The 25,063-nt window shown below is 37.4% G+C and carries 18 protein-coding genes; 17 read left to right on the forward strand and 1 reads right to left on the reverse strand.

Annotated features, from left to right (window positions below; all coding sequences use genetic code 11):
- Window positions 1-124 precede the first annotated feature (124 nt).
- Entirely contained in the window at window positions 125-1,222 is a 1,098-nt protein-coding gene (locus tag IJ535_RS10720) for a sugar kinase (protein ID WP_294292748.1), read from the forward strand.
- Between the two features lie 149 nt (window positions 1,223-1,371).
- On the opposite strand, the gene IJ535_RS10725 is transcribed toward IJ535_RS10720, so the two are convergent.
- Entirely contained in the window at window positions 1,372-3,024 is a 1,653-nt protein-coding gene (locus IJ535_RS10725) for a GGDEF domain-containing protein (RefSeq protein ID WP_294302504.1), read from the reverse strand.
- Window positions 3,025-3,288: 264 nt separating this feature from the next.
- Here IJ535_RS10725 and IJ535_RS10730 point away from each other — a divergent pair, with 264 nt between their 5' ends.
- The 16 genes from IJ535_RS10730 to IJ535_RS10805 form a co-directional block, all read left to right on the forward strand.
- The gene (locus IJ535_RS10730) at window positions 3,289-3,438 is read left to right on the forward strand and encodes a hypothetical protein (protein WP_294292756.1); all 150 of its coding nucleotides are present in this window, start codon (window positions 3,289-3,291) and stop codon (window positions 3,436-3,438) included.
- Window positions 3,439-3,624: 186 nt separating this feature from the next.
- The gene (locus tag IJ535_RS10735; protein WP_294302506.1) at window positions 3,625-5,355 is read left to right on the forward strand and encodes a bifunctional diguanylate cyclase/phosphodiesterase; all 1,731 of its coding nucleotides are present in this window, start codon (window positions 3,625-3,627) and stop codon (window positions 5,353-5,355) included.
- Between the two features lie 25 nt (window positions 5,356-5,380).
- Window positions 5,381-6,742 (forward strand): HD-GYP domain-containing protein, encoded by a 1,362-nt coding sequence (locus tag IJ535_RS10740; RefSeq protein WP_294302508.1) that lies wholly within the window; start codon window positions 5,381-5,383, stop codon window positions 6,740-6,742.
- Complete coding sequence (locus IJ535_RS10745) at window positions 6,723-11,516, forward strand: ATP-binding protein (RefSeq protein ID WP_294302511.1); 4,794 nt, start codon at window positions 6,723-6,725, stop codon at window positions 11,514-11,516. The genes IJ535_RS10740 and IJ535_RS10745 overlap by 20 nt, the downstream gene beginning before the upstream one ends.
- 89 nt (window positions 11,517-11,605) lie before the next feature.
- Complete coding sequence (gene larE / locus IJ535_RS10750; RefSeq protein WP_294302513.1) at window positions 11,606-12,421, forward strand: ATP-dependent sacrificial sulfur transferase LarE; 816 nt, start codon at window positions 11,606-11,608, stop codon at window positions 12,419-12,421.
- Window positions 12,422-12,439: 18 nt separating this feature from the next.
- Window positions 12,440-13,207: a tRNA threonylcarbamoyladenosine dehydratase gene (locus IJ535_RS10755; protein WP_294292769.1), complete on the forward strand. Its 768-nt coding sequence runs from the start codon at window positions 12,440-12,442 to the stop codon at window positions 13,205-13,207.
- Window positions 13,208-13,219: 12 nt separating this feature from the next.
- Window positions 13,220-14,161: a LysR family transcriptional regulator gene (locus tag IJ535_RS10760; RefSeq protein WP_294302515.1), complete on the forward strand. Its 942-nt coding sequence runs from the start codon at window positions 13,220-13,222 to the stop codon at window positions 14,159-14,161.
- 71 nt (window positions 14,162-14,232) lie between these two features.
- Entirely contained in the window at window positions 14,233-14,865 is a 633-nt protein-coding gene (locus IJ535_RS10765) for a precorrin-2 dehydrogenase/sirohydrochlorin ferrochelatase family protein (protein WP_294292775.1), read from the forward strand.
- 255 nt (window positions 14,866-15,120) lie between these two features.
- Window positions 15,121-16,170 (forward strand): S66 family peptidase, encoded by a 1,050-nt coding sequence (locus IJ535_RS10770; protein WP_294302516.1) that lies wholly within the window; start codon window positions 15,121-15,123, stop codon window positions 16,168-16,170.
- A 136-nt stretch (window positions 16,171-16,306) separates the two neighbouring features.
- Complete coding sequence (locus tag IJ535_RS10775; RefSeq protein ID WP_294302519.1) at window positions 16,307-16,726, forward strand: hypothetical protein; 420 nt, start codon at window positions 16,307-16,309, stop codon at window positions 16,724-16,726.
- A 1-nt stretch (window position 16,727) separates the two neighbouring features.
- Entirely contained in the window at window positions 16,728-18,905 is a 2,178-nt protein-coding gene (locus IJ535_RS10780) for an NHLP family bacteriocin export ABC transporter peptidase/permease/ATPase subunit (RefSeq protein ID WP_294302520.1), read from the forward strand.
- Window positions 18,906-18,916: 11 nt separating this feature from the next.
- On the forward strand, window positions 18,917-21,103 hold the full coding sequence (locus tag IJ535_RS10785) for an ATP-binding cassette domain-containing protein (protein ID WP_294302521.1): 2,187 nt from the start codon (window positions 18,917-18,919) through the stop codon (window positions 21,101-21,103).
- A 77-nt stretch (window positions 21,104-21,180) separates the two neighbouring features.
- Entirely contained in the window at window positions 21,181-21,564 is a 384-nt protein-coding gene (locus IJ535_RS10790; RefSeq protein ID WP_090546084.1) for a hypothetical protein, read from the forward strand.
- 16 nt (window positions 21,565-21,580) lie between these two features.
- Entirely contained in the window at window positions 21,581-23,029 is a 1,449-nt protein-coding gene (locus IJ535_RS10795; protein WP_294302527.1) for a radical SAM/SPASM domain-containing protein, read from the forward strand.
- Complete coding sequence (locus tag IJ535_RS10800; protein ID WP_294302529.1) at window positions 23,029-23,418, forward strand: hypothetical protein; 390 nt, start codon at window positions 23,029-23,031, stop codon at window positions 23,416-23,418. Before IJ535_RS10795 ends, IJ535_RS10800 begins: the two co-directional genes overlap by 1 nt.
- A 232-nt stretch (window positions 23,419-23,650) precedes the next feature.
- Window positions 23,651-25,063, forward strand: a 1,413-nt coding sequence (locus IJ535_RS10805) for a LamG-like jellyroll fold domain-containing protein (protein WP_294302531.1), incomplete at its 3' end; no start/stop codon positions are given.

The raw sequence follows: 25,063 nt of genomic DNA on the forward strand, positions 1-25,063 counted from the left end.
ATGTAGCCGCAATAATTAAATGAGCCTGTAGTAGACAAGCTATTATGTTTCTTAAGCGAAGCTTTCTATGCTGAGCGTAGAAATATAATGCTTGTATACGTAACAGGCGGACTAGGAGATTGACATGAACTTAGAACTTAGAAAAAAAGAAGATTGTAAATATGACGCAGTATCTCTAGGTGAGGTAATGCTTAGATTTGACCCAGGTGAGGGTAGAATCCGCACAGCCCGTGAGTTTAAGGTATGGGAAGGCGGCGGAGAGTACAATGTTATCCGTGGACTTAGAAGATGCTTTGGCATGGATACTGCAGTAATTACTGCTTTTGCAGATAATGAGGTTGGACACTTGGTGGAGGACTTCATTATGCAGGGGGGTGTAGATACTAGATTAATTAATTGGAAGAAGACTGATGGAATTGGCAGAGAGTGCAGAAACGGCCTTAATTTTGTAGAGAGAGGCTTTGGTATAAGAGGCGCACTTAGCTGCTCTGACAGAGCAAACACTGCTATTTCTCAGGCAACAGATAAGGATTTTGATTTTGATTATATCTTTGGCGAGCTAGGTGTTAGATGGTTCCACACAGGTGGAATATATGCAGCTCTTTCAGAGCAGTCAGCAGAGACTGTTGTAAAGGCAATAAAGACAGCTAAGAAGTATGGCACTATTGTTTCTTACGATCTTAACTATCGTGCTTCTATGTGGTCTGCAATTGGTGGACAGGCTAAGGCTCAGGAGGTCAATAAAGAGATTGCAAAGTATGTAGATGTAATGATTGGAAATGAAGAGGACTTTACAGCTTGCCTTGGATTTGAGATTGAGGGAAACGATGCTAACCTTAAGGAGCTTAATATCGAAGGCTATAAGAAGATGATTGATAATGCTGCCAAGGTATATCCTAATTTTAAGGTAGTGGCAACTACACTTCGTACTGTTAAGACAGCCACAGTAAATGACTGGTCAGCACTTTGCTGGGCAGATGGTAACATCTATAAGGCTAAGGATTATAAGGGATTAGAGATTCTTGATAGAGTAGGTGGTGGCGATTCATTTGCATCAGGATTAGTGTACGGCCTGATGACAACAGGTGACGCTGCAAAGGCAGTAGAATACGGTACAGCCCATGGTGCTCTTGCTATGACTACACCTGGTGATACTACTATGGCTACATGTGCTGAGGTAGAAGCTATTATGGGTGGCGCTGGCGCCCGTGTAAAGCGTTAATATAAAAGGGTATAATCACAAAACAAATAAAACAGCTACTTGGAATGTAGGTATCAATGATTTGTAATTCTGGCGAGCCAATCTCGCGAGGTGGAATTGCAAATTATTGATAGCGTAACATTTCAAGTAGCTGTTTTCATTGTTATATTCTACATTGTTACCTGATTCTTTCCGTTAGTTTTTGACATGTATAGATTATCGTCAGCTCTCATTACCACATTATCATCACCGCTTCCAATGGCGCATCCAATACTTACAGTAATTAATAAATCATTATCATCAAATTCCCATACCTGTTCTTCCATGTGCTTACGAATGCGGCTTGCCACGGCTTTGATATAAGCTAAATCTGTTTTTTCCACAGTTAAAACAAATTCTTCGCCACCGTATCTGTAAGCCTTTATATCAGGAGTAATTTCCTTGCTGATTATTTGTCCTAAACGTCTGAGAACCATATCTCCATTTAGGTGGCCATAGTTGTCGTTTACTTTTTTGAAGTCATCTATATCAATCATTATGATGCCATACTTGGCTTTAGAGCCTTTAATCTTTACCAGGTTATAGTTAAACATATTTCTGTTAAGCAGACCAGACAGGGTATCAAAACGTGAGTTTGATACCATAACCAGCAAGAATGCCAGTATAGATATTCCAAAAAACCATGAAAATGTTCTTAATAGAGAATTTGTAAGGTGTTGCTTTTTTTCGCCCTGTGCATCCTGTAATTCATTTGTTGCATTAGAAACTACACCATCTGCGATGCTTGCAATGGTGTAGTTTTGCTGATTAAACAGTGTGGTGTTAAGCTGGTTTAAAATAAAGTTCAGCTCCTTTTGAATAGCTTCGTTTCTGGTAGGGTATTCCTTCTGTACCTTCGTGATTGTATAAAGCTCTGCTTTTTCATAACTGTTAGCCTCGCATAAATCCATAAATTCGTGCAAATAATTAATTACAGCCTGCTCCTTTGCAGCACTATCCATGCTGGCAATGTTGTTATATTCTTTTATATTTTCCGCACATAGATAATAGCATTTGGCTTGATAATAAGGGATGATAAAATCTCTAAGGTGTATGGTACGATAAATCTTTGTTGTAAACATATCGCTGTCAGCCCATTTATCCAACTTTTCTTTACATTTTGCAAGACGTCCGGTCTCTTCATATATTCTGGCAAGCCAAACATCGTTCATGGCCATGTAGCTGGTAGTGTATCCTTCGTTTGGATGCTTTTCCAAAACACGCTGGGAATTCATAATAGCTGTTTCAGCTTCGTTGTAATTGTATTTCATAATATGCATTATGCCTTGCATTCTGTAGGCATAGCTTTTTATCTGAGGGTTTGTGATATCTTCTATGGGCTTAATAGCATAAGCCTTATCCAGCATTTCCTGGGCATACGTAAAGGAATAATTATTAAGGTAGAAATTGGCCAAATCCAGATAGATATTTACAGCCACATCATCATCGCTTCCATTTAGATAATAAAGGGCATATCCCAGATTTTTGTAATAAGAAATGTTATCACCTTTTTGTAGATATATGAGTGCAGTTCTTTCGTAGAGAACACCTGCATCATCTTTGAAAAGCTGTCCATGTTTTGCTATATCTTCTAATGTTGCCAGCTGTTCATCCATAGTGTCCCAGGAATAAGCAAGATTTTTAGATATAATACTTTCTACTTTATTATGGTTTGCAATTTTTTCTAAATGGATTTGGGCAACATAAATAAGCTGCATTAATAACAGTGCAACGAAGATAAGTAGAATAAAAATTGTGATTTTTTTGGTTGAAATTCTTTGCATTAGCTTAACATTCGCCTTACTCACATACTCATCACAAGTGTATCAGTTTAATCTAAAACTCATCTTACATTAAAAGTATGAAAAAACTGTAGAAAATCAAGGTTGATATTACGAAAATGCTTTGAAAACGATTAAGTAGAGTTCATAAATTGTTCACAGTTTACTAATAGACAAAACCTACAATTGAGGCTATTATATAGAAGTTCCATGTGATGTTTCTAAGGGTTACAGGGAATGAAAATACACCACGGGGAGGCATGAGAAATGGCAATAGGTGAAATTATTACATGTACAGGTCCAGAGGACCTTTTTAGAAGAGCTGAAGATCTTCAGCAAAAGGGAGTGCAGACGGTATTTGTAGCAAGAAATACTCTTAAAGTCGTTGGAGTTATGACGGAGAAAAAGGCTAGCTAAGAGCTAGGCGTTAATAGGGGTTAGAGGGGTTTTGAGATAGGATTTATCCTATCTCTTTTTTTAATTAAATTAGATTTATTTGATAATTGGTAGAATTGTCGGAACTTTTCTTGTTTTGGACACATTTGTATAGTAGAATCTAAAAGAATGGACAATAGCGTGCATATGCACATAGTGGGGGTCAAAATGAGAGAAGAATATTATAAAACCTTGATGGGTGGAGCTATTCCAACGGGGCTACCAGGGGGATTTTTTATTTACGAGGCAGATGGAGAAGAGAAGGTTATATTTGCCGAGACAAATATTGTGAGGCTTTTTGGATGCGAAACTTATGAAGAATTTTTGGAGTATATAGGTGGCAGCTTCAAGGGGATGATTCATCCAGATGATTTACTGAAGATAGAAAATCAAATTGAAGCCCAGACAGTCTATGCCGAAAAACGCCATGATTATGTTCGCTATCGTATTATCACAAAACAGGGTGAAGTAAGATATGTAGAGGATTTTGGCCATCTTCTTCATTGGTCAAACGGCAAAAGCTTTTACTATGTGTTCATAGTGGATGTTGATAAAAACGAGTATCTTAATACCAGCAGCAATTCTTATGCAGAAGCAGAAGCTTTGTCAGGGGATAGAGAGACAGACAGTCTTACCGGGCTTTTTAATATGGCATATTTTTACAACAAAGTGCAGACACTTTTAAGCCAGCCTGACATTCGGCGCCAGAATGTTTCTTTTGTTCATTTTGATATTCCTAACTTTAAACTATATAATGAGCGCCATGGCTTCAAAATGGGTGACGAATTGCTAATCGATTTAGGTCGCACCATTAAGGAAGTATTTTCAACAGCTACTGTTGCCAGGTTCTCTGATGATCATTTTATGGTTTTCACCACGCTACCAAGGGATGAAGTGGTTGAGTGCGTAGAAGAAATATATAAGTCCATGCTTCTTTCAGAAGATGTTAATAAGAAGATAAAGGTAAAGGCAGGTATTTATTTCATGGACGACCAGCGTGCTGAGGTAGGTCTTGCCTGTGACCATGCCCGTCTTGCTTGTAATAGCATAAAGAGCAGACATGATGTTAACTATTGTATTTATGATGATATTATCAGGGATAATTTAAGACGTCAGCAATTTGTAGTTGACCATATTGATGATGCTATAGCCAATGATTATATAAAGGTATTCTATCAGCCAATCGTTCGTGTTAAAACTGGCGAAATCTGCGGCTATGAGGCATTAGTACGCTGGGTGGATCCAGAGGATGGAATGCTGCCACCAGGCTACTTTATTGAAACATTAGAGCACTTCCATTTAATTCATTTTGTAGATGAGTTTGTGGTTAAGAAGGTATGTCAGGATTATAGAAAATTATGCGATGAGGGCGAGGCGCTAGTACCATTTTCTGTAAATATTTCCCGCTTGGATTTTGAAGTATGCGATGTATACAAGATGCTTTCTGATTACTGCGAGATATATGATGTCCCACCAAACATGATAGATGTAGAAATTACTGAAAGTGCATTTTCTGATAATACAGGTCTTATAAAGGATGCCTGTAAGAAGATTAGAGATGCAGGCCATGAAATATGGATAGATGATTTTGGCAGTGGCTATTCATCTCTTACTACACTTGCGGATTATGAATTTGATGTGCTTAAGCTGGATATGGTTTTTCTTAGAAGCATTGACAAAAATCCAAAGACAAGAACACTTATGAGTTATATAATAAAAACAGCTAACGAAATGGGACTATCACCACTTTGCGAAGGTGTGGAAACTAAAGAGCATTACCAGTTTTTAAAGGACGTTGGCTGTGAAAGAGCACAGGGGTATTATTTTGGCAAACCAATGCCTTTAGAGGAGCTTTTAGATAAAATGTACAATGATGGTATGCAGTGGGAAATAGTGTAAATTTGATTTCTTAGGGGACTACCGAATGAATACATTGATAAGGGTGCAAGGATTAGTGAAGAGAATTTTCGCAATCCTTGCAACTATTTTAATTGTAATTATTATCGCATTTCTTTTTCATGTAATGCAGGTTAACAAATTTAATAATCTGGAAAGAAAAGTTACTGCTGATTCTGTAACCATGGAAGTAACTACAGATATTCACCCAAGGGGATTAATTACAGATTCCTGGGAAAAGAACGACGCCTTTCCTAATAAGATAATCTATGCCAAAATCTATGAAGCTACAATTTCAAACAATTCTAAATGTCTCCTTAACGAGTGGAGTTTGCGTATAAATATTAATGAGGATTGTTATATAAACAATTCATGGAATGGTGTTGTAGAAATTCATCAGTTTACTGATATAGAAAGAACTCAGATTATTGATCTTAGAAACTATAATGTAGACGATATTATTCTTAATTACTATTTGGCAGGTCAGGATTTATTAATTCCACTAAAAAGTGGAGATTATATTATTTACTATCCAGACCCTAGTCCAAGTTCAAGTGAAGTCCCTCTAAAATCTACCAAGGATTATTCTGGTCAGGCTAACATAGGTATAATTATGTATAGTCTAACTGGTGATGTAAATCTTACAGATTTCGAAATGACATATAAGCTTCACAAATCTTATTTTGCAGATATTAAGGGCAAAATATATTTGGTGCTACTGCCAGCGTGGATTCTTTTAATGGCAGTAGGTGGTTTGATTGCCTGGATTATTTTAGGCTTTGAGGGGCAGCTTTTGGTTAAAAATCAAATGTTGGATGACACCTTTAATCTTTGTGCAATCGTAGCTGATGCCAAGGATTATTACCACAGAGAGCATTCTAAAAATGTGGCAACCTATTCAAGGATTATTGCAGAGCACATGGGAATGGATAAGGTGGATTGCGACGATATTTATTATTCAGCATTGCTTCACAACATAGGTAATTATTCAGTTCCAGAAAAAATTCTTGGCAAAGCAACCAAGCTTACAGATGAAGAAAGAAAAATAGTGCAGATGCATACTGTAAAGGGAGCTTATATTTTAGAGACATTAAGCTCCTTCCCACATGCAGCAGAGGCTGCCATGTTCCATCATGAAAAATATGATGGCAGCGGCTACCCAGTTGGTAAAAAGGGTGAGGATATTCCGCTTATTGCCCGCATAATTGCAGTGGCAGATGCATACGACAATATGAATAGAGAAAAGGTATATAGAAGAAAATTTACTAAAGAAGAAATTATAGAAGAATTCAAGGCTAAATCAGGAACACAGTTTGATCCTGCAATAGTTGATGTATTCTTAAGTATTATTGATGAAATTGAGGAGCTGTATGAATCTGAAGCCAACTAAGGAAGAAATCAAAATTCTAATATACGGAATTATTTATAATCTGGTGGGAAGAGCCATAGCAGTATACACAGGATTTCCAGTTTTTTTTAATGTTACAGGAACAATCTACAGTGCATATTATGGGGACGCCTGCATAGGGGCTATTGTTGCCATTTTTAGTGGAGTATGCTCATCTATTTTTATACATAAGGATATATACTATTTGATTATTGAATTCGTCTTTGCCATAGCAGCAGGCTTGCTTAGCAAAAACAACAGATTTCTTAACAGATTCTTTTCAGTTCTTAGTTTAATCCTAACCTTAAGCGTTATTAGAGCCATAATGGTAACAATGGTTAATGTGGGATTTTTCAACGGAAGAACAGGACTATATTTACCAGATGCTACTATAGATTTTCTAAATTCTATGGAATTGCCACAACTGGTGCAATCATTTGTGGCGGCTCTTTATGTTTGCTTTGCTGATGTATGTATAGCTTTACTTTTGATTTATTTTATAAGGGCAAGCTTTAAAAGATATATTAAAAGAAAAACTGCATTAAAATTAAAAAGAGCTCTTGGAAAAAAAGCCACCTTATGCCTTGCTATAGCTTTTGCTTCATTTTCATTTCCTTTAGTTGCCCAGGCAAAGGGAATGGAAATAGAGAATCATGTTGCAAGGGTATATAACAGTGAAAATGGCCTGGTTGGTGGCTGCGCCAATGCAATAGTGCAAACATCAGATGGAAGCATGTGGGTTGGAACATACGGTGGTTTGTATCGTTTTAATGGAAAGGATTTCCAGCTGCTGGATATGTTTCAGACTATTAGATCTGTTCAATGCCTGTATGTTGATACAGAGGACCATCTATGGGTAGGTACAAATGGCTCAGGAGTTACTGTTATTGACGATGACTTAAATGCCTACAATATTGATACTACAAGAGGGCTGATGTCTAATACCATTCATGGCATTGTAGAAGATAAGAATTCGTATTTTTACATAGCAACAACTGCTGGACTTAGCTATGTAAAATTACAGAATGGCAAAATATTCATTTATAAAGAATATAGAGATATAGGAAATGTATTAAATATCCAGAGAGATAGCTCTGGCAGGTTAGCAGCCCTAAATACAAACGGTCAAATCGTTGTATTTCAAAATGGAGATATTTTAACTCGCATATCTTTAAGTGATATGGGAACCAGTTGTGTAGCCTACGACAAGGAAAACAATCTATATGTTGGCACGGACCATGAATGTATGTACAAATACAGCTTCAATGGTTCATCCTATGATTTTGTAGGGGAGATACAGGCAGCAGGATTAATATACATTAACAATATTTATTTTAAAGATAATGGATATGGATATATAGCAGCAGATTCAGGTATTGGAATAATAGATTCTAGTATGAATATTGCGGTACTTAATCCTAGTGGGTTTGATAGTGCAGTAGAGGAAATCTACGAGGACTATCAAGGCAATCTTTGGTTTACATCCTATAGAAGGGGATTGTTATGCCTTAGCAAATCCAGCTTTATAGATTTATTTAGCGTATGTAATGAGCCTGCTTCTGTTGCCAATGCCATCTACCGAAAGGACAATATTTTTTATGTAGGAACAGATGACGGACTGGTTATCATTAATCTGGATTCTTTGGAAAGTATCAAAAACGAAGCTACAGATTATTATGCCAACAACCGTGTAAGGAGTATTGCTGAGGATGCTGATGGCAATCTTGTTATTGCAGCTTATGGCAAAGAAATAAAGGCGCTGTCACCGTCGGGAGAGTTCTTTACATATCTTGAGGGGGAGCAGATAACAGATAGACGTGCAAGATTGGTATATCCACTTTCAACAGGAGAAATGGTCATTTCAGCTGAAAGCGGTTTGTATTTTATTAAGGATAGAAAAATAGAATACAAAATGGAGTTAGGGGATAGCCTAAAGGAATCTGAAATACTAAATCTATTGGAATTAGATGACGGTACTATTTTGGCTGGAAGTGATGGGGATGGCATTGAGCTAATAAAGAATCATAAGGTATATAGGGTAATATCTAAGGAAGAGGGGCTTAGTGCAGGAGTTATCCTAAGGCTTGTTAAAGATAAAAAAGGTGATGGCATATTTGTGGTTACAGGAAGTGGCCTATGCTATCTTGACGCAGCATATAATGTCAGGGAAATATCAGGAGTTCCTTTTTACAATAATTATGATATATACCAGGGCACTAAAGGTAATGTCTTTATTATTGGCGGAGCAGGAATCTATGTTATTAAGTATGATGCATTGATGGAAAATGCTAATCCAGACAGCTTTGAGCTACTGGATGTAAAAACAGGTCTTCCAGGAAGCCTTACAAGTAATGCATGGAATTGCATAGATGATGAAGAAAACATATATCTATGTGGCAGCACAGGTGTGTATAAGTTGGATGTTAATAACTATGATATTGATATTGACAAATATAAAAGCAAGATTACAGCAGTGGACATGGATGGTGCTACCATTGCCATTACTAATAGTGATGAGATAGTTATTCCACGTGGTGTTAAAAGAGTCAACCTTACATTGGATTTAAACAATTTTACACCTACTGACCCTTATGTGCGCTATTACCTTAATGGTATTGATAAAGAGAAGACCAAGGCTTTGTCATCAAGCCTTAGTACAATTTCCTATTTCATGATTCCTTATGGAACCTACGATTTTCATGTGGAAGTATTAGATGATGACAATAGTGTAATAGATGAAAATGTATATACTATTACAAAGGAAAGGGAGATATACGAGACAACAGGCTTTAGGTTGTATTTTTACACGGTATTGGTGTTTATAATTACCTTTGTAATTGTTTCTATTGTTAACGGAACTGTCTACATGCTTACCAAAAAGCAAAAGGCAGAGCATGAGGATATAGTTAGAAAGCTACAGGTTGAAAAGACTCAAGCCTTGGAAAAAGCTCTTCGCATGGAAGAAGAAGCTAACAAAACCAAATCAGCCTTTCTTGCAAATATGTCTCATGAAATCAGAACACCTATCAATGCAATTATTGGTATGGGAACAATGATTTTTAGAGAATCTAAAGAGGCTGATACTAAAAAATATGCAAGGGATATTAGAAATGCCAGTAAGACACTGCTTGCTCTTATTAACGATATTTTGGATTTCTCCAAGATAGAATCAGGAAATCTAGAGCTTGTTATGGGTGAGTATGACTTAGGTATAGTAGTTAATGATTTGGTGAATATGATTCAGCCAAAAGCAGATGACAAGAAGCTGGAATTCATAGTAAAGGTTAATCCAAATATTCCTAAAAATCTGTATGGTGATGATGTAAGAATAGAGCAAATCATAATCAACATACTAAATAATGCCGTTAAATATACTCATGTGGGCTCAGTCACCTTTACTATGGATTATGAAATGGTATCTGAGGATCAGATAGAATTAGAGGTAAGCGTATCTGATACAGGTATCGGTATAAAAGAAGAGGACATGGAAAAACTGTTTTCTCCTTATCAGCGTATTGATGAAATGCGAAACAAAAAGGTTGAAGGTACAGGCCTTGGCATGAGTATTACAAAGAGCCTTCTTGAAAAGATGAATTCATCCCTTCATGTATCCAGTGTATATGGTAAAGGCTCAAACTTCTCATTCACGCTACTTCAATCTGTTACAGGAACTGATGTTATAGGAGATTATAGAGAAAACAATGATTTTGGCAACAGAGAAAATGATATAGAAAAATTCCATGCAAAAAATGCAGTTATTCTTGTTGTTGATGATGTGGAAATGAACCTTGTTGTTGCCAAGAGTTTGCTTAAGCGAATTCAGATTGATGTGGAAACAGCATCATCTGGTAGAGATGCAATAGCCTTAGCAAAAATCCGTAAATACGATATCATCTTTATGGACGCTATGATGCCCGGCCTTAGTGGTGAGGAATCTATGCAGATTATCAGGAAGGAATGTACTATAAATGCAGATACCCCAATTATTGTACTTACTGCCAATGCTATAAAGGGGGCTAAGGAAGAGTATTTAGAGGCTGGCTTTGATGATTATCTGTCTAAACCAATAGATGGTATTCAGCTTGAGGATACTATTGAAAAATATCTCCCAGAAGATAAGCTTGAGCCAGTTGATAGTAGTAACGCCTCTGCTAATGATGCTTCCAGTGATAAGGAAAATACTGTAATCGACTTGTTTAGAAAAGAAGTATTTATAGATGTGGACAAGGGTATAGAGGCAAGCGGTGATGCAGACACATATCTGATTGTATGCAAGAGCTTTTACGATACTGCTAAGGATAAGATTAATCTTATCAAGCAATATCAGGAGGAGGGTGATATTAAAAACTACACTATTCAGGTTCACGCTTTAAAATCATCAGCCAGATTAATAGGAGCTTTGGATTTGTCTGAAAAGGCTTTAAAGCTTGAAATGGCAGGCAAGGAAGGTGACGTAGAATTTATAAAAGAAAATACTCCAGAGGTGCTTGTAATTTACAAGTATGTTTTTGACAGGCTGGATTATTTCTATAGTAAGGATAACGAAGCTACAGTAGATGAAGCAGCTGACAAGGAGCCTATACCTGAGGATGAGCTTAAAGAAGCATACCAGGTCCTAAAGGATTTAGTGGAGCAAATGGATTATGACGGTGCCACAGATGTTATAGAAACCCTTAAGGAATATATGTTACCTAAGGAGGATGCCGATAAGGTTGCAAAGCTTGGTGGCGCCCTAAAAATCTTTGATTGGGATGCCATGGAGGAAATTTTAGAATGAGTAGAAATACAAGCGGGTTTATATTGACCCGCTTGTATTTTTTTGTTATTATCCTACTAAAAAGATAGGTAAAACTCGGGTAAAGTATTATGGAAGCAGATTTATTAGAAAAATACGATAGATTAAAGGATTATTTCAAGGGGCTTGGCAGTGTTGCTGTGGCCTTTTCTAGTGGCGTAGATTCTACATTTCTTTTGTATGCAGCAGTAGATGCTTTGGGGGACAAAGCCGTTGCTATTACTGCATCATCATGTTCATTTCCCAAAAGAGAACTAAATGAAGCTAAGGACTATTGTAAGGTGCTGGGCGTTAGACATTTTATTGTGGAATCAGAAGAGCTTGAGATTGAGGGCTTTGCTAAAAATCCTCCTAATAGATGCTATCTATGCAAAAAAGAGCTTTTTGAGAAAATGTTTGAATTGGCAAAAAGCCTTGATATAGCCTATGTGGCAGAGGGTTCCAATCTAGATGATAATGGTGACTATAGACCAGGGCTTATAGCAGTGGCAGAGCTTGGTGCCAAGAGTCCACTTAGGGAGATAGGCTTTACTAAACAGGAAATCAGGCAGCTATCTAAGCATTTTGGCTTGCCAACTGCTTCTAAGCAATCTTTTGCCTGCCTTGCCAGCAGATTTCCTTATGGCGAAACCATCACCAAAGAAAAGCTTGCTATGGTTGATAAGGCAGAACAGTTGCTTTTAGATGAGGGCTTCAATCAGTTTAGAGTGAGAATCCATGGTGACAATGTGGCACGTATTGAGCTTCAGCCTCAGGATTTTCCAAGGATGCTTGATGAAGAATTTAGAATTCGTATATACGATACTTTTAAGACATACGGATTTGCCTATGTTTCATTGGATTTAAAGGGCTATCGCACTGGAAGTATGAATGAAACATTAAAATAAAGATTTAAAGAGGTATTTATGTTAAATCAGTTTTCAAGAACAGAGCTTTTGCTTGGCAAGAATGCTATGGAAGGCCTGGAGAATAAACGTGTTGCCATTTTTGGCATTGGTGGCGTAGGTGGTTATGTATGCGAGGCGCTTGTTAGAACAGGTGTAGGGCATTTTGATTTGATAGATGATGATCAGGTATGTCTGACTAATCTTAACAGACAGATTATCGCAACCCGTTCCACAGTAGGAAAAAACAAAGTAGATGTTATGAAGGAACGAATGCTTGATATCAATCCTAAGGCAGATATTACAGTACATAAGTGCTTTTTCCTACCGGAGAATGCAGATGATTTTGATTTTAAATCCTACGATTATGTGGTGGATGCAGTGGATACTGTTACTGCCAAGATTGAAATTATCATGCGATGTAAAAAGGATGATGTGCCAGTAATCAGCTGCATGGGAGCAGGAAATAAGCTTGATCCTAGTAGATTTAGAGTAGCTGATATTTATAAAACTACAATGTGTCCACTTGCAAAGGTGATGCGGCGTGAGATGAAAAAACGTGGAGTTAAGCATCTTAAGGTAGTATTTTCAGATGAAAAGCCAATTCGCCCAATAGAAGATATGGCTATCAGCTGTAGAACAAATTGTATTTGCCCACCTGGTGCAGAACACAAATGTACTGAAAGAAGAGATATTCCAGGTTCTATTGCATTTACACCGGCAGTGGCAGGACTTGTACTTGCCAGCGAAGTGATTAAAGATTTAACAGGCGGCTTTTTGCGCGAATAAGGGAGACTAACTATGACAATACAACAAATGCTTTATGCTCTAACTATTGAGGAGTACGGTTCAATGAACAAGGCTGCAGAAAAGCTATACATTGTTCAGCCTACACTTACCAGTGCTATTCAGGAATTAGAGAACGAAATCGGAATCACTATTTTTATGAGAACCAACAAGGGTGTTATTGTGACCCCTGAGGGAGCTGAGTTTTTGGACGATATCAGAGGCTTTTATCGCCAGTATGATATCGTTATGCAAAAGTATAGGGATGAGGGAAGCTACAAACGAAAGTTTGGGGTATCCACTCAGCATTATACATTTGCAGTAAGAGCATTTGTTGACATGGCAAAGGAATACGATATGAATCAGTTTGACTTTGCCCTTAGAGAGACTACCACTCAAAACATTGTAAAGGATGTAAGTACACTGAAAAGCGAGATAGGCATTCTTTACATCAGTGAGCATAACAAAAAGGCAATGAATAAGCTTTTCAATGAACATGCAGTGGAGTTTCATTCCCTGATTAAATGTAGAGCATTTGTGTATCTATGGCATGAGCATCCTCTTGCAAAGCAGGATTCAATAGGCTTTGAGGATCTTAAGAATTATCCTTGTCTATATTTTGAACAGGGAGAAAACAGTGAATTTCTTGCAGAGGAAATACTTAGTGAAAACATTTACCCTCAGACCATACGTGTAACGGACCGTTCAACTATGCTTAATTTAGTGAAGGCTATGAATGGCTATACACTCTGCTCAGGAATTATCTGGGGTGATTACAATGGTGATGGTTACATTGTTGTGCCATATCGTGAGGACGAGGAAAATCCAAACAGTATAATGGAAATAGGCTATATCACCAAGAAGAATGCTGTAATGTCTAAAATAGGTATGCAGTATTTGGAGGAAATAGATGCCGCCTTAGCTCAGATTGATAAATCAGTTATCTACGAAGAATAGCAACAATAATATTTCACAATGATATGATAAAATTCAATTTATGATAGCATTTTTCGTGTAAGGAGGGGACTATGGCATATTTTCCTATGTTTGTTGATATAACAGAATCCAATTGTTTGGTTGTAGGTGGCGGTGATGTGGCACTTAGAAAGGTAAACGTACTGCTTGATTTCGGTGCCAGGGTGCATGTGATTGCCAAGGAAATATCTATGGAACTTGCTGCTTTATCTGAGGAGACAGACCATTTGCTACTAGAGCAGCGAGAGTTTACACCACTTGATTTACAGGAGCGTAAGCTTGTGGTTGTGGCTACAAACGACGAGGAATTAAATGGTCAGATTTCCATGATGTGCAAAGAGGGAGGTATCCCTGTAAATGTTGTGGATGATAAGGAAAAGTGTACTTTTATTTTCCCTTCATATCTAAAGGAACAGAATCTGGTGGGAGCTTTTTCCAGTGGCGGCAACAGCCCTGCTCTTACGCAGTTTCTTAAGAACAAAGAAAAAGAAGTGCTTACACCAAAGCTTGGTGAGCTTAACGAAATGCTTGGAAGATGGCGCCAGCCAATTACAGAGCTATTCCCGCTTGAGGAAAGCCGCCGCAGCGCCTTCGAACAGCTAATAGACTACGCCCTTTGCTACGACGGCATCCCTACCGACGAAGAGGTAGAGGAGCTTCTGGGAGCAATAAGTATGACGTTGTAGTACGTTATGCCACAATGTAAATAATCTAGATGAGCCTGTAGTGAACAAGCTCTGATAATTCATAAGCGTAGCTTTCTATGCGAAGCGTTGAATTCATCAGGCTTGTGCGCGTAACAGGCGGATTAAAGCTGATTAGATGAGCAAGTAGTTAACAAGCTATTATATTTCTAAAGAGAAGCTTTCCATGCTGAGCGTAGAAATATAATGCTTGTTAGTGTAACTTGCGGACTACATTAATAGAAAGAGTAAAGTTGCATGAAATATCCAGAGTATTTAAAAGAGGAAGGTGTTATAGGGCTTGTAGCACCTTCCTTTGGTTGTACATTTGAGCCCTACAAAAGCTGTTTAGATGCAGCTATAAAGCGATTTGAGGGCATGGGTTATAAGATAGTGGAAGGCCCTAATTGTAGAAGAGATGATGGCATTGGCATCAGCTCTACTCCTGAGAATTGTGGCAAGGAGTTAACAGATTATTACTGCAGTGGGGATAATGATGTGTTGATTTCCTGCGGCGGTGGAGAACTCATGTGTGAAACCATAGACTATGTGGATTTTGATGCTGTAAAGCAGGCTAAGCCTAAGTGGTACATGGGCTATTCTGATAACACTAATTTTACATTCCTGCTTAATACTATTTGTGATACAGCTTCAATCTATGGACCTTGCATTGGGGCATTTGGAATGCATGAATTGCATCCAGCATTGAATGATGCCATAAAGGCATTAACAGGGGCGCTTAATACAGTAAGCGGTTATGATAGGTTTGAGCTGGAGTCACTTAAGGATGAGGAACACCCCTTTGCACCTTATAATCTTACTGAAGAAAAAGAGCTTAGGCTTTTTATGGGAGAAAACGAGATGAATCGCCTGCCTGGCTTTACAGGAAGAATCACAGGAGGCTGCCTTGATTGCCTTGCTAATCTGGTAGGCACTAAATACGATAATGTTGATGCCTTTAACGAAAAATATAAGGATGAAGGCATTGTTTGGTTCCTAGAGGCATGTGATTTAAATGTTATGTCTATTAGAAGGGCACTGTGGAACTTAGATAGAGCCGGCTGGTTCAAATATGCAAAGGGCTTTATCATAGGCCGACCTCTTGCAGCATATAAGCAGGAGCTGATGGGGCTTGATCAATACAATGCTGTAACAGGAATCCTTGGCAAATACAATGTACCTATTATCATGGATGCAGATGTGGGACATCTTCCACCAGCCATGCCGATTATTTCTGGTGCAATGGTGGATGTTACTGTAGAGGGTGGAAATCTTTCACTTTCATATGTGGAAAGATTTAGTAAATAATTTATTAAGATAAAAGGAGCAACCTACTAAGTGAGTGAGGGTTTGCTCCTTTTTTCGTGATAAATCATTAATTTTTAACATTATATTGCTATAATATAAAAATTATAACCATCAAATTACAAAATGGGTAAAAAACATGAGGAAAAATCATAGTAAGGAAGATTCTAATAACAGCAAAATTACGACTCCGGATGAGCTTTCATCCTATTTAAAAATAACAAACATAGGAGTGTGGATTGTGCTCTTTTCAGTAGCATTAATGTTTATAGGCCTATTTTTATGGGCATCCACAGGAACTCTTGAGACAACAGTAGCAGCTAAAATCGTAGTAGAGGATCATTTGGCTAGTGTAGTAGTAATGGGCGATTACAGTATACAGGCAGGTGATACTGTAGAAATTCCAAGCGATAAATTTACTATAGCCTCAGTGAAATTTGATGAATATGATAGACCAGTTGGATTGGCAGAGGTTATTCTACCTGATGGAAAGTATGACGGAACTATTGTAAAAGACAAAATAAGTCCTGTAGATTTTTTGTTTAGCAGCAAGGAGTAAAATGGACATTAAAAAGATTAGACAACCAATTACAAAAGGTGTAGCAAAAGTTCCGGTTATTATTCAGTTGGAGATGCTTGAATGTGGTGCAGCTGCGTTGGCTATGGTTATGGCGTATTACGGGAAATGGGTGCCATTAGAACAGGTACGCTTGGACTGTGGAGTTTCACGAGATGGTTCCAATGCTAAAAATATGGCTGATGCGGCAAAATATTATGGGTTTAACGTAAAAGCTTATAGAATGAGCGCTAATGCCATAAAAACTCAGGCAAGTTTTCCATGTATAATACACTGGAATTTCTGTCATTTTGTTGTACTTTGCGGATTTAAAGGAAAGTGGGTCTATATAAACGATCCAGCAAGAGGGACTGTAAGGTTATCGGAGAAGGAGTTTAAAAAATCATTTAGTGGCGTTGTTATAATACCGACTCCATCAGAAGATTTTGTTCCAGAAGGAAACCCCAAAAGTACACTTGATTACGCAAGAAAAAGGCTTGTGGGAACAGGCGTTGCCACATTTTTTTTGATGCTCACAACAGCGATTGCATATTTATTTGGCATTTTCAATTCTGTAACAGCACGTATATTCATAGATAGAATTTTGACTGGAGAAAATCCAGAATGGTTAAAACCATTTATGGGTGTGTTGATTGTTTTTTCTATCGTTCAGTTGGTTGTTATGTGGATTAATGCAATCTATTCCATAAAGATAGATGGAAAAATGGCTGTTGTTGGAAATACAACTTATATGTGGAAGGTTCTAAGACTTCCAATGGAATTCTTTTCTCAAAGATTGGCTGGAGACATTCAATCTAGGGCAAATCTTAGTGCAAATATTTCTTCATCTATAATAGAAACTTTTACTCCTTTGTTATTAAATTCCGTAATGATGATTTTCTATCTAGTATTAATGGTAAAGCAGAGCGTAATGTTGGCATCTATCGGAATTATAACAGTAGCTATAAATGTAGCAATATCTAAAATAATTGCCGACAAAAGAATTAATATTACCCGAATTTTAATGCGAGATTCGGGAAAACTGATAGGAGCTACAGTTACAGGAATTAATCTTATTGAAACAATAAAGGCAAGTGGCTCTGAGGAGGTATTTTTTCAAAAATGGGCTGGAATTCAGGCTTCTATAAATGAACAAAATGTCAAATTAATAAAGACCACAACTTTTTTAAGTCTAATACCAACTGTACTTGATATCATGGCAAATTATATTGTTCTTATTTTGGGTGTATTACTAACTATTGAGGGCAAATTTTCGATTGGTGCTGTAGTTATGTTTCAGGGATTTTTAAGTTCATTTATTAATCCAGCGGAACAACTTATTCAGGCAGGCAAAACAATGCAGGAAATGCGAACAAACATTGAGAGAGTAGAAGATGTCATTTCCTATCCGAGTGACGAAAATGATAATAGCGAAGTCAGAAATGACAATAATCTAAACAAATTGTCAGGGAATATCGAGATAAAAAATATTTCTTTTGGATATGCCAGGCTAGATGAGCCGTTTATAAAGGATTTTTCTCTTTCGATTAAGGCAGGGCAAAGTATAGCAATTGTAGGTGCATCAGGTTGCGGAAAATCTACAATGTCCAGTCTTATTGCGGGGTTATATAAAATATGGTCAGGTGAAATATTGTTTGATGGAAAAACAAGAAATGAATATCCCCGTGAAACCATGGTAGGCTCAATTGCCGTAGTAGATCAGGACATTACCCTTTTTGAGGATTCAATAGAAAACAACATTAAAATGTGGGATGAGTCAATTAAGGATTTTGAAATGATTTTAGCAGCTAGAGATGCCGCATTGCATGATGAAATAATGGCTCTTCCAGATCATTATAAACATAAGTTAGAGTATGGTGGTAAAAATCTTTCCGGAGGTCAAAAGCAAAGGCTAGAAATTGCCCGTGTTCTAGCCCAGGATCCATCAATTATCATTCTTGACGAAGCAACATCAGCCTTAGATGCGTTGACTGAGCACAAGGTTGTGGAGGCAATACGAAATAGGGGAATTACCTGTATCGTAATCGCACATCGTCTTTCTACAATCAGAGATTGTGATGAAATCGTTGTACTGGATAAAGGTATGATTGCTGAGCGAGGAACTCATGAGGAACTGATAAAACTAAATGGTTTATACATGGAGCTTATACAGAATGAATAGGGGGCATGTAAATGGGGTGGTTTAAAAACCAAATTGAGGAAAGGCAGGCGGCTGATCAGCAATTATTAGAAGATGCATACAAAAAAGTAATCTCGTCAATTTTAGGTGGGGAACAGGCCGAGAAAATACAGGATAAAAGACAGGTAATCAAGGGTAATATTGATGAAATAATGAGATTTTATCATCTTAGACCAATTGATGTGTCAAAGGAAATGATTGATGTAGATAGTGAGTTTGATTACATTCTTAAATCAAGAGGAATAATGAAAAGAAAAATAAAGCTCACTGAAGGATGGTATAAAGATGCCTTTGGCCCAATACTTGCTTTTACTAAGGAATCTAATGTACCAGTGGTTTTAATACCAGGTAACATCGCATATAGGTTTGAAAACCCTTTTACGAAAAAACGAGAATGGGTTAACAATAATAATGCGGGACTATTTGATGTAGAAGCATATCATTTATATAGACCACTGCCTAATAAAAAGATGAACATCATTGATTTATTAGTCTTTATGAGGCAAAGTCTCTATTTAAATGATTTGGTATATATTGTACTATGCAGTTTTATGGCAACCGCTACAAGTATGTTTTTGCCAGAATTTGCAAGGATATTGGTTGGACCTATTCTCGAAATAAAAGAATCATCATACATTGTTAGTTTAGTAATATGTATGATTTGTATTACTGTATCCTATCAATTATTCGAAGGGATAAAAACATTACTGCAAAGCCGTATTAAGACAAAAATATCCGTCAATGTTGAGTCCGCAATGATGATGAGGATTATGAGCTTACCGTCTGGATTTTTCAGAAAGTATAGTCCTGGCGAGCTATGTAATCGTTCATTGGCAGTTAACCAATTATGTAACACACTTGTAGACATAATAATGGGCTCCAGCCTTACTGCCTTTGTATCACTCTTGTATATATTCCAGATATTTAGTTTTGCAAAATCACTTACGGTACCAGCAATTTTTATTGTACTAATCACACTATTTTTTTTAGTTTCCACTAGTATGATACAGATGAAAGTTGATAGAGAGTTATTGAACAGACAAGCGAAAACTGCCGGACTTTCATATCAGTTTATTTCAGGTATAAAAAAACTAAAGCTGTCAGGATCAGAGAAGAGAGCTTATTCTAAATGGCTTATGGCATATGCGGAGGAAGCTAAATATCAGTATAATCCGCCTTTATTTATAAAGGCAAACGCCGTCTTTTTTGCTGGAATAAATTTATTTTCAACTATTGTTATATATTACATTGCGGTGAAAAGTAATCTAAATCAGTCTTATTACTATGCATTTATGGCATCCTTCGGAATGCTTATGGGGGCTTTTGACTCGGTTTCTTCAGTGACTGATTCATTTGCTCAAATAAAGCCTATTCTCGAAATGGCCACCCCATTTTTAAAAACTGAGCCTGAGATAGAGGCTGAAAAACAACTTGTAAATAACGTTTCCGGAATGATAACAGTGGAGAATTTAAGTTTCAAATATAATGATGATTCACAATATGTGTTTAAGAACTTATCTTTAAAAGTAAAGCCTGGGGATTATATTGCTATTGTAGGAAAAACTGGATGTGGCAAGTCAACATTAATAAGATTGCTGCTTGGACTAGAACATCCTCAGATGGGTGCAATTTATTACGACAATCAAAATATTGACACCATGGATTTGCCATCATTAAGAAGGAAAATTGGGACAGTTATGCAGGATTCGGCTCTATTCCAAGGAGATATTTATTCAAATATTGCAATTACAAATCCAGATTTGACAGAAGATGAAGCCTGGCAAGCTGCAGAAATAGCAGGCATTGCAGATGATATTAAAAAGATGCCAATGAAAATGAAGACAATGATAACAGAAGGTCAGGGAGGTATCTCGGGAGGTCAAAGACAGAGGATTATGATTGCCAGAGCAATAGCCACAAGACCCAAAATACTATTTTTTGATGAAGCTACTAGTGCTTTGGACAACATAACACAAAAAAAGGTTTCCGACGCTTTGGATAAAATGGGATGTACAAGAATCGTAATTGCTCATAGATTATCAACCATTAAGAATTGTAATAAAATAATTGTCATTAATAATGGGCAAATAGTTGAATCTGGTACTTATGAGGAGCTAATAGCCAAGCAGCAGTTTTTTGCAGAACTTGTAAAACGACAGCAATTAGACAATTCACAGTAGTGTGACATTTTTGTGATAATAATTATATTATTATTTATTTAGAATTATAGTAAAGGCAACAGAAAGGAGGTTTTACTATGAGAGAGGAAATGAATAAGTATCTGGAAATGCTAGGTGAGGATGAGGAAGCCCAAAAGAAATTAAAGTCACTAAATGAAGACGATAAAGAAGGTGTAATCACGGCCAGCATTGAGATTGCCAAAAGTTATGGTATCAATCTTGTCAAAGAAGACTTTAACTTAGAGACCTCAGAGCTTGATGAAAATGAATTAGAAGCTGTATCTGGTGGCGCAACTGCATGCGCTTGTTTAGGTGCAGGTGCAGGTGCATCAGGTGATGGCTTTTATGGAGGCTGTGGATGTGTTATTGGAGGAGGTGGCCAATTCTATTATGATAAAAAGCATAAAAAGCTAGCAGGTTTTTGTAGGTGCCCTGGAGTAGGCGGAGGCGGTGCATCATAAATAAGGAGAATTAGCGATGTATTATCTTCTGAATGAACGATATAGGCTTTGTGGCTGGGAAAAATTACCATACGCAATTATAGATAGAAAATATGGACGAGCTCAGTTTGTTAACAAATTTATATTAGATACTCTTGAAATGTGTAATGGAAAAATAGATTTTTCTATTCCTATTATTACTGATGATCAACGTAAACTTGTAGAACAATTGGTAAAAGAGGGTGTCGTATCAGAGTGTGAAAAAGGCTCAGAGCTCAAAGAAAAACAAAAATATATTTTTTACAATAATCGCTATATGAACACAGTGCATTGGTCGATAACTGGCAAATGCAACTGTAAATGCAAACACTGCTATATGTCAGCCCCAGATGCTAAATATGGCGAACTGACCCATGAGCAAATAATGAAAATTGTTAATGATATGGGGAATTGTGGGGTACTTAGATGCACTTTGACAGGTGGTGAAGCCCTTGTACGTTCAGACTTTTGGGACATTGTGGATGGATTACTTGAAAGAGAAATACTCATTACTCAAATCTATTCAAATGGTTTTCTTGTAAATGAGAAATTCCTCGATGAGTTGGAAAAACGAGGTATTCACCCTGAAATCAATATGAGTTTTGATGGAACAGGACATCATGATTGGTTGAGAGGTATTCCAGGGGCTGAGCAGGCTGTGAGAAAAGCATTTTTGTTGTGCCAAAAACGTGGTTTTCCAACTGGTGCTGAAATGTGTTTATGGAAAGATAATGCAAGCTCTTTACGTGAAAGCATAAACGATCTGACACAGATGGGGTGTCGCAGTCTAAAAGTAAATCCAATATCAGATACTGGTGCATGGAAAGATGGAAACTATGGTAACGCCCTGTCAATGACAGAAGATGAGGTATTCAATGTTTATTACGAGTATATTGACTCTTTCTACCAGGATTTACCGAATATACTTGTACATTTAGGTGGATTCTTTTATGCAGACGGTGGTGAACCTGATTTTTATGAATTACCAGCTGTTCATATCTACGAGAATCCAATGAGGGCAAGTATGTGTGTACACGCGAGAAATACAATGTACATATCAGCCGAAGGCAGAGCGGAAACCTGCATGGGCATGGCAAGCATGTCAGATGAATTCCAAAATCAATACCCTCTTGTTCAGGAAATGGGCCTTAGGGACTGTTTGGTTGATTCTTCTTACATGAAATTGATTGATACCAGAGTAGAAGAGATAATAGCTCGAAATGAAAAGTGCATTGATTGTAAGTATAAATCATTATGTCTAGGTGGATGCCGAGCAAGCGCCATGATGTTTCATCGTGATGATGTTCTGGCTGTAGATGAAATGACCTGCAAGATTTATAGAGACGGTTGGCTCACAAAAATTATAGATAAGATATCAAAACTAAGGCCAGAAGCAGTTTGTTACGGGGTGGAAGAATATTTAAAAGTGGAAAGGAGCGATATCTAATGAAAGAGAGTATTAAGAAATTCATGGAAGTTGTTTCAAGCGAAGGTAACGATACTATCGAAAAATTACAAAATGCTGACGCTGAAACTATTATTAGTATGGCGTTAGAACGTGGAATTACTATAGAAGCTGATGATCTAAAGCAAGAAGATGAATTGACAGAAATGTCGATGGATGAGCTTGCTGCTACCACAGGGGGAAAAAGATGTGTATGCCCTGCAGTTGGAGGAGGATTAGAAGATAGTCATCATTATGCATGTGCTTGTGTTGTCGGAGGAGGCGGAAGAGCTAAACCTGGATATTCATTTTCCTATGTTAATTCTTGTTTATGTGTTATAGGAGGAAATGGCGGAAAAGAGGACGGTAGATATCCAGATGATCCAGATTAGAACAGTTGTAAGTCCTTTAGGATCTATGTACACGTACAAAATCCAACCTTTTAGTATAGAGGTTGGATTTTTTACGATTATTTTTATAAAAGTGTGAAGAAATTTCTATTTACTTAAAATAAAGCTGAGGCTACTATATTATCACGAACTGCCATAGATTAAGGGATTGGGGAATCTTTTTCTATGGTGTAACAAAGGACTTTTGTCCTAATTTTTAATTGGGGGAATAGTGATGATGCAAAAAGAGAACTTTAAGCGTCTCTTAGCTACAGCTCTTGCACTTTCAATGGCCTGGTCAGGGTTTACACCTGGCTCAGGTCTTTCTTTAGTGCAGGCAACTGAAGCTGGAGAGACCAAACAAGAAGAATCTTCTGAAGAAAAATCACAAGAAGAATCAAAAGCATCTGAGGAAGAAACAAGCCAATCTTCTGAGGATGCCAAAGAAGTTCCTGACTCTGATTCCTCAGCAGAAGATGTAGCAGATGAATCAACAGACGATAATGAATCCCAAAAGGATGTTGATGAAGAAGCTGAAGAAGATGAAGATGCTGAGCTTGATGAGAAAGAGCTACTTGAAGAAGAAAAACTGTTAAAGGAAAAAGAAGATGAAGAAGAGGATGAAGATAAGTTAAAGCTAATTGCAGATTTTGACTTTGAAAACCTCGAAGATAATGCAACCATTACAGGCGGCGGTGCTAAGGCAACAGGTACTTATTCTGTTGTAGATAGCTTTGGTGAAAGTGGAAAGGCTATTTCGCTTTCTGATGGTAAAAAGCAATTCCTTAATGTTACCAAGGAAAATGGAGACAGCTTGCTTGCAGGCGTAAAATCTGTTTCTATCTCCTTTGATGCAAATATTGGTAGAACTGGAACAGACTGGTTATTCTACTCAGCCCCAAATGAGAACCCACAGTCAAGTCCAGAATATTACCTTGGTGCAGCTAACATCAGTTCAAAGCTAACTATCGAGCAGTTTAAAAACGGTAGAACGAACGGAACCACAAACACACCTATTGCAATTAACACATGGACCCACATAGATGTTGTTTATTCTCAGGATGAGACAATTGTTTATGTAGATGGTGAAAAGAAATCAAGCTTTAGTTCAGACAACAAGCTTGAGGATATCCTAGGAGCTAATCCTATTACTTATATTGGAAAAGCCAACTGGGGTTCAGGAGAATACTGTAGAGCATATCTTGATAACTACAAAATTTATCAGGGTAAGCTCACAGATAGTGATGTAGAAGACCTTTACAAAGCATTCCTTGACAAGAAGGTAGGCAAGGCTACAGAAGTTGAATTTTCTCTCAACTTAGGATACGTAACAGGAGATATTAATCTTCCAGCAGAATATGATGGCAAGAAAATCTCTTGGAAATCAAGTGATGAGAAGGTTGTGACAAATAACGGTAAAGTCACACGTGGAAATAAAAATAAAGAAGTAACACTTACAGCAACTATTGATGGGGCTGATAAGGAATTCAAAATCGTAGTCCTGAAAGAGGGCGAGGATATTGCAACTTATGTAAGCAATAGTCCAGGTGTTGGTCAGGATGGTTGTATGAAGATTGATGCTAAAAAGATTGGAAGTTTTCAGGCTCTTCATAAGAATCTACCTATTATGTACAGAAGCCTTGGTAGC

The organism is Pseudobutyrivibrio sp. (genome assembly GCF_017471675.1).
Taxonomy (GTDB): Bacteria; Bacillota; Clostridia; order Lachnospirales; family Lachnospiraceae; genus Pseudobutyrivibrio.

What these genes read in the sequence shown, in the direction of transcription:
- IJ535_RS10775 (WP_294302519.1), top strand. Translation starts at nt 16,307, where the DNA reads ATGAGGAAAAATCATAGTAAGGAAGATTCTAATAACAGCAAAATTACG.
- IJ535_RS10735 (WP_294302506.1), top strand. Translation starts at nt 3,625, where the DNA reads ATGAGAGAAGAATATTATAAAACCTTGATGGGTGGAGCTATTCCAACG.
- IJ535_RS10785 (WP_294302521.1), top strand. Translation starts at nt 18,917, where the DNA reads ATGGGGTGGTTTAAAAACCAAATTGAGGAAAGGCAGGCGGCTGATCAG.
- IJ535_RS10755 (WP_294292769.1), top strand. Translation starts at nt 12,440, where the DNA reads ATGTTAAATCAGTTTTCAAGAACAGAGCTTTTGCTTGGCAAGAATGCT.
- IJ535_RS10725 (WP_294302504.1), bottom strand. Translation starts at nt 3,024, where the DNA reads ATGCAAAGAATTTCAACCAAAAAAATCACAATTTTTATTCTACTTATC.
- IJ535_RS10770 (WP_294302516.1), top strand. Translation starts at nt 15,121, where the DNA reads ATGAAATATCCAGAGTATTTAAAAGAGGAAGGTGTTATAGGGCTTGTA.
- IJ535_RS10730 (WP_294292756.1), top strand. Translation starts at nt 3,289, where the DNA reads ATGGCAATAGGTGAAATTATTACATGTACAGGTCCAGAGGACCTTTTT.
- IJ535_RS10740 (WP_294302508.1), top strand. Translation starts at nt 5,381, where the DNA reads ATGAATACATTGATAAGGGTGCAAGGATTAGTGAAGAGAATTTTCGCA.
- IJ535_RS10790 (WP_090546084.1), top strand. Translation starts at nt 21,181, where the DNA reads ATGAGAGAGGAAATGAATAAGTATCTGGAAATGCTAGGTGAGGATGAG.
- IJ535_RS10720 (WP_294292748.1), top strand. Translation starts at nt 125, where the DNA reads ATGAACTTAGAACTTAGAAAAAAAGAAGATTGTAAATATGACGCAGTA.
- IJ535_RS10760 (WP_294302515.1), top strand. Translation starts at nt 13,220, where the DNA reads ATGACAATACAACAAATGCTTTATGCTCTAACTATTGAGGAGTACGGT.
- IJ535_RS10780 (WP_294302520.1), top strand. Translation starts at nt 16,728, where the DNA reads ATGGACATTAAAAAGATTAGACAACCAATTACAAAAGGTGTAGCAAAA.
- IJ535_RS10765 (WP_294292775.1), top strand. Translation starts at nt 14,233, where the DNA reads ATGGCATATTTTCCTATGTTTGTTGATATAACAGAATCCAATTGTTTG.
- IJ535_RS10795 (WP_294302527.1), top strand. Translation starts at nt 21,581, where the DNA reads ATGTATTATCTTCTGAATGAACGATATAGGCTTTGTGGCTGGGAAAAA.
- larE (WP_294302513.1), top strand. Translation starts at nt 11,606, where the DNA reads ATGGAAGCAGATTTATTAGAAAAATACGATAGATTAAAGGATTATTTC.
- IJ535_RS10745 (WP_294302511.1), top strand. Translation starts at nt 6,723, where the DNA reads ATGAATCTGAAGCCAACTAAGGAAGAAATCAAAATTCTAATATACGGA.
- IJ535_RS10800 (WP_294302529.1), top strand. Translation starts at nt 23,029, where the DNA reads ATGAAAGAGAGTATTAAGAAATTCATGGAAGTTGTTTCAAGCGAAGGT.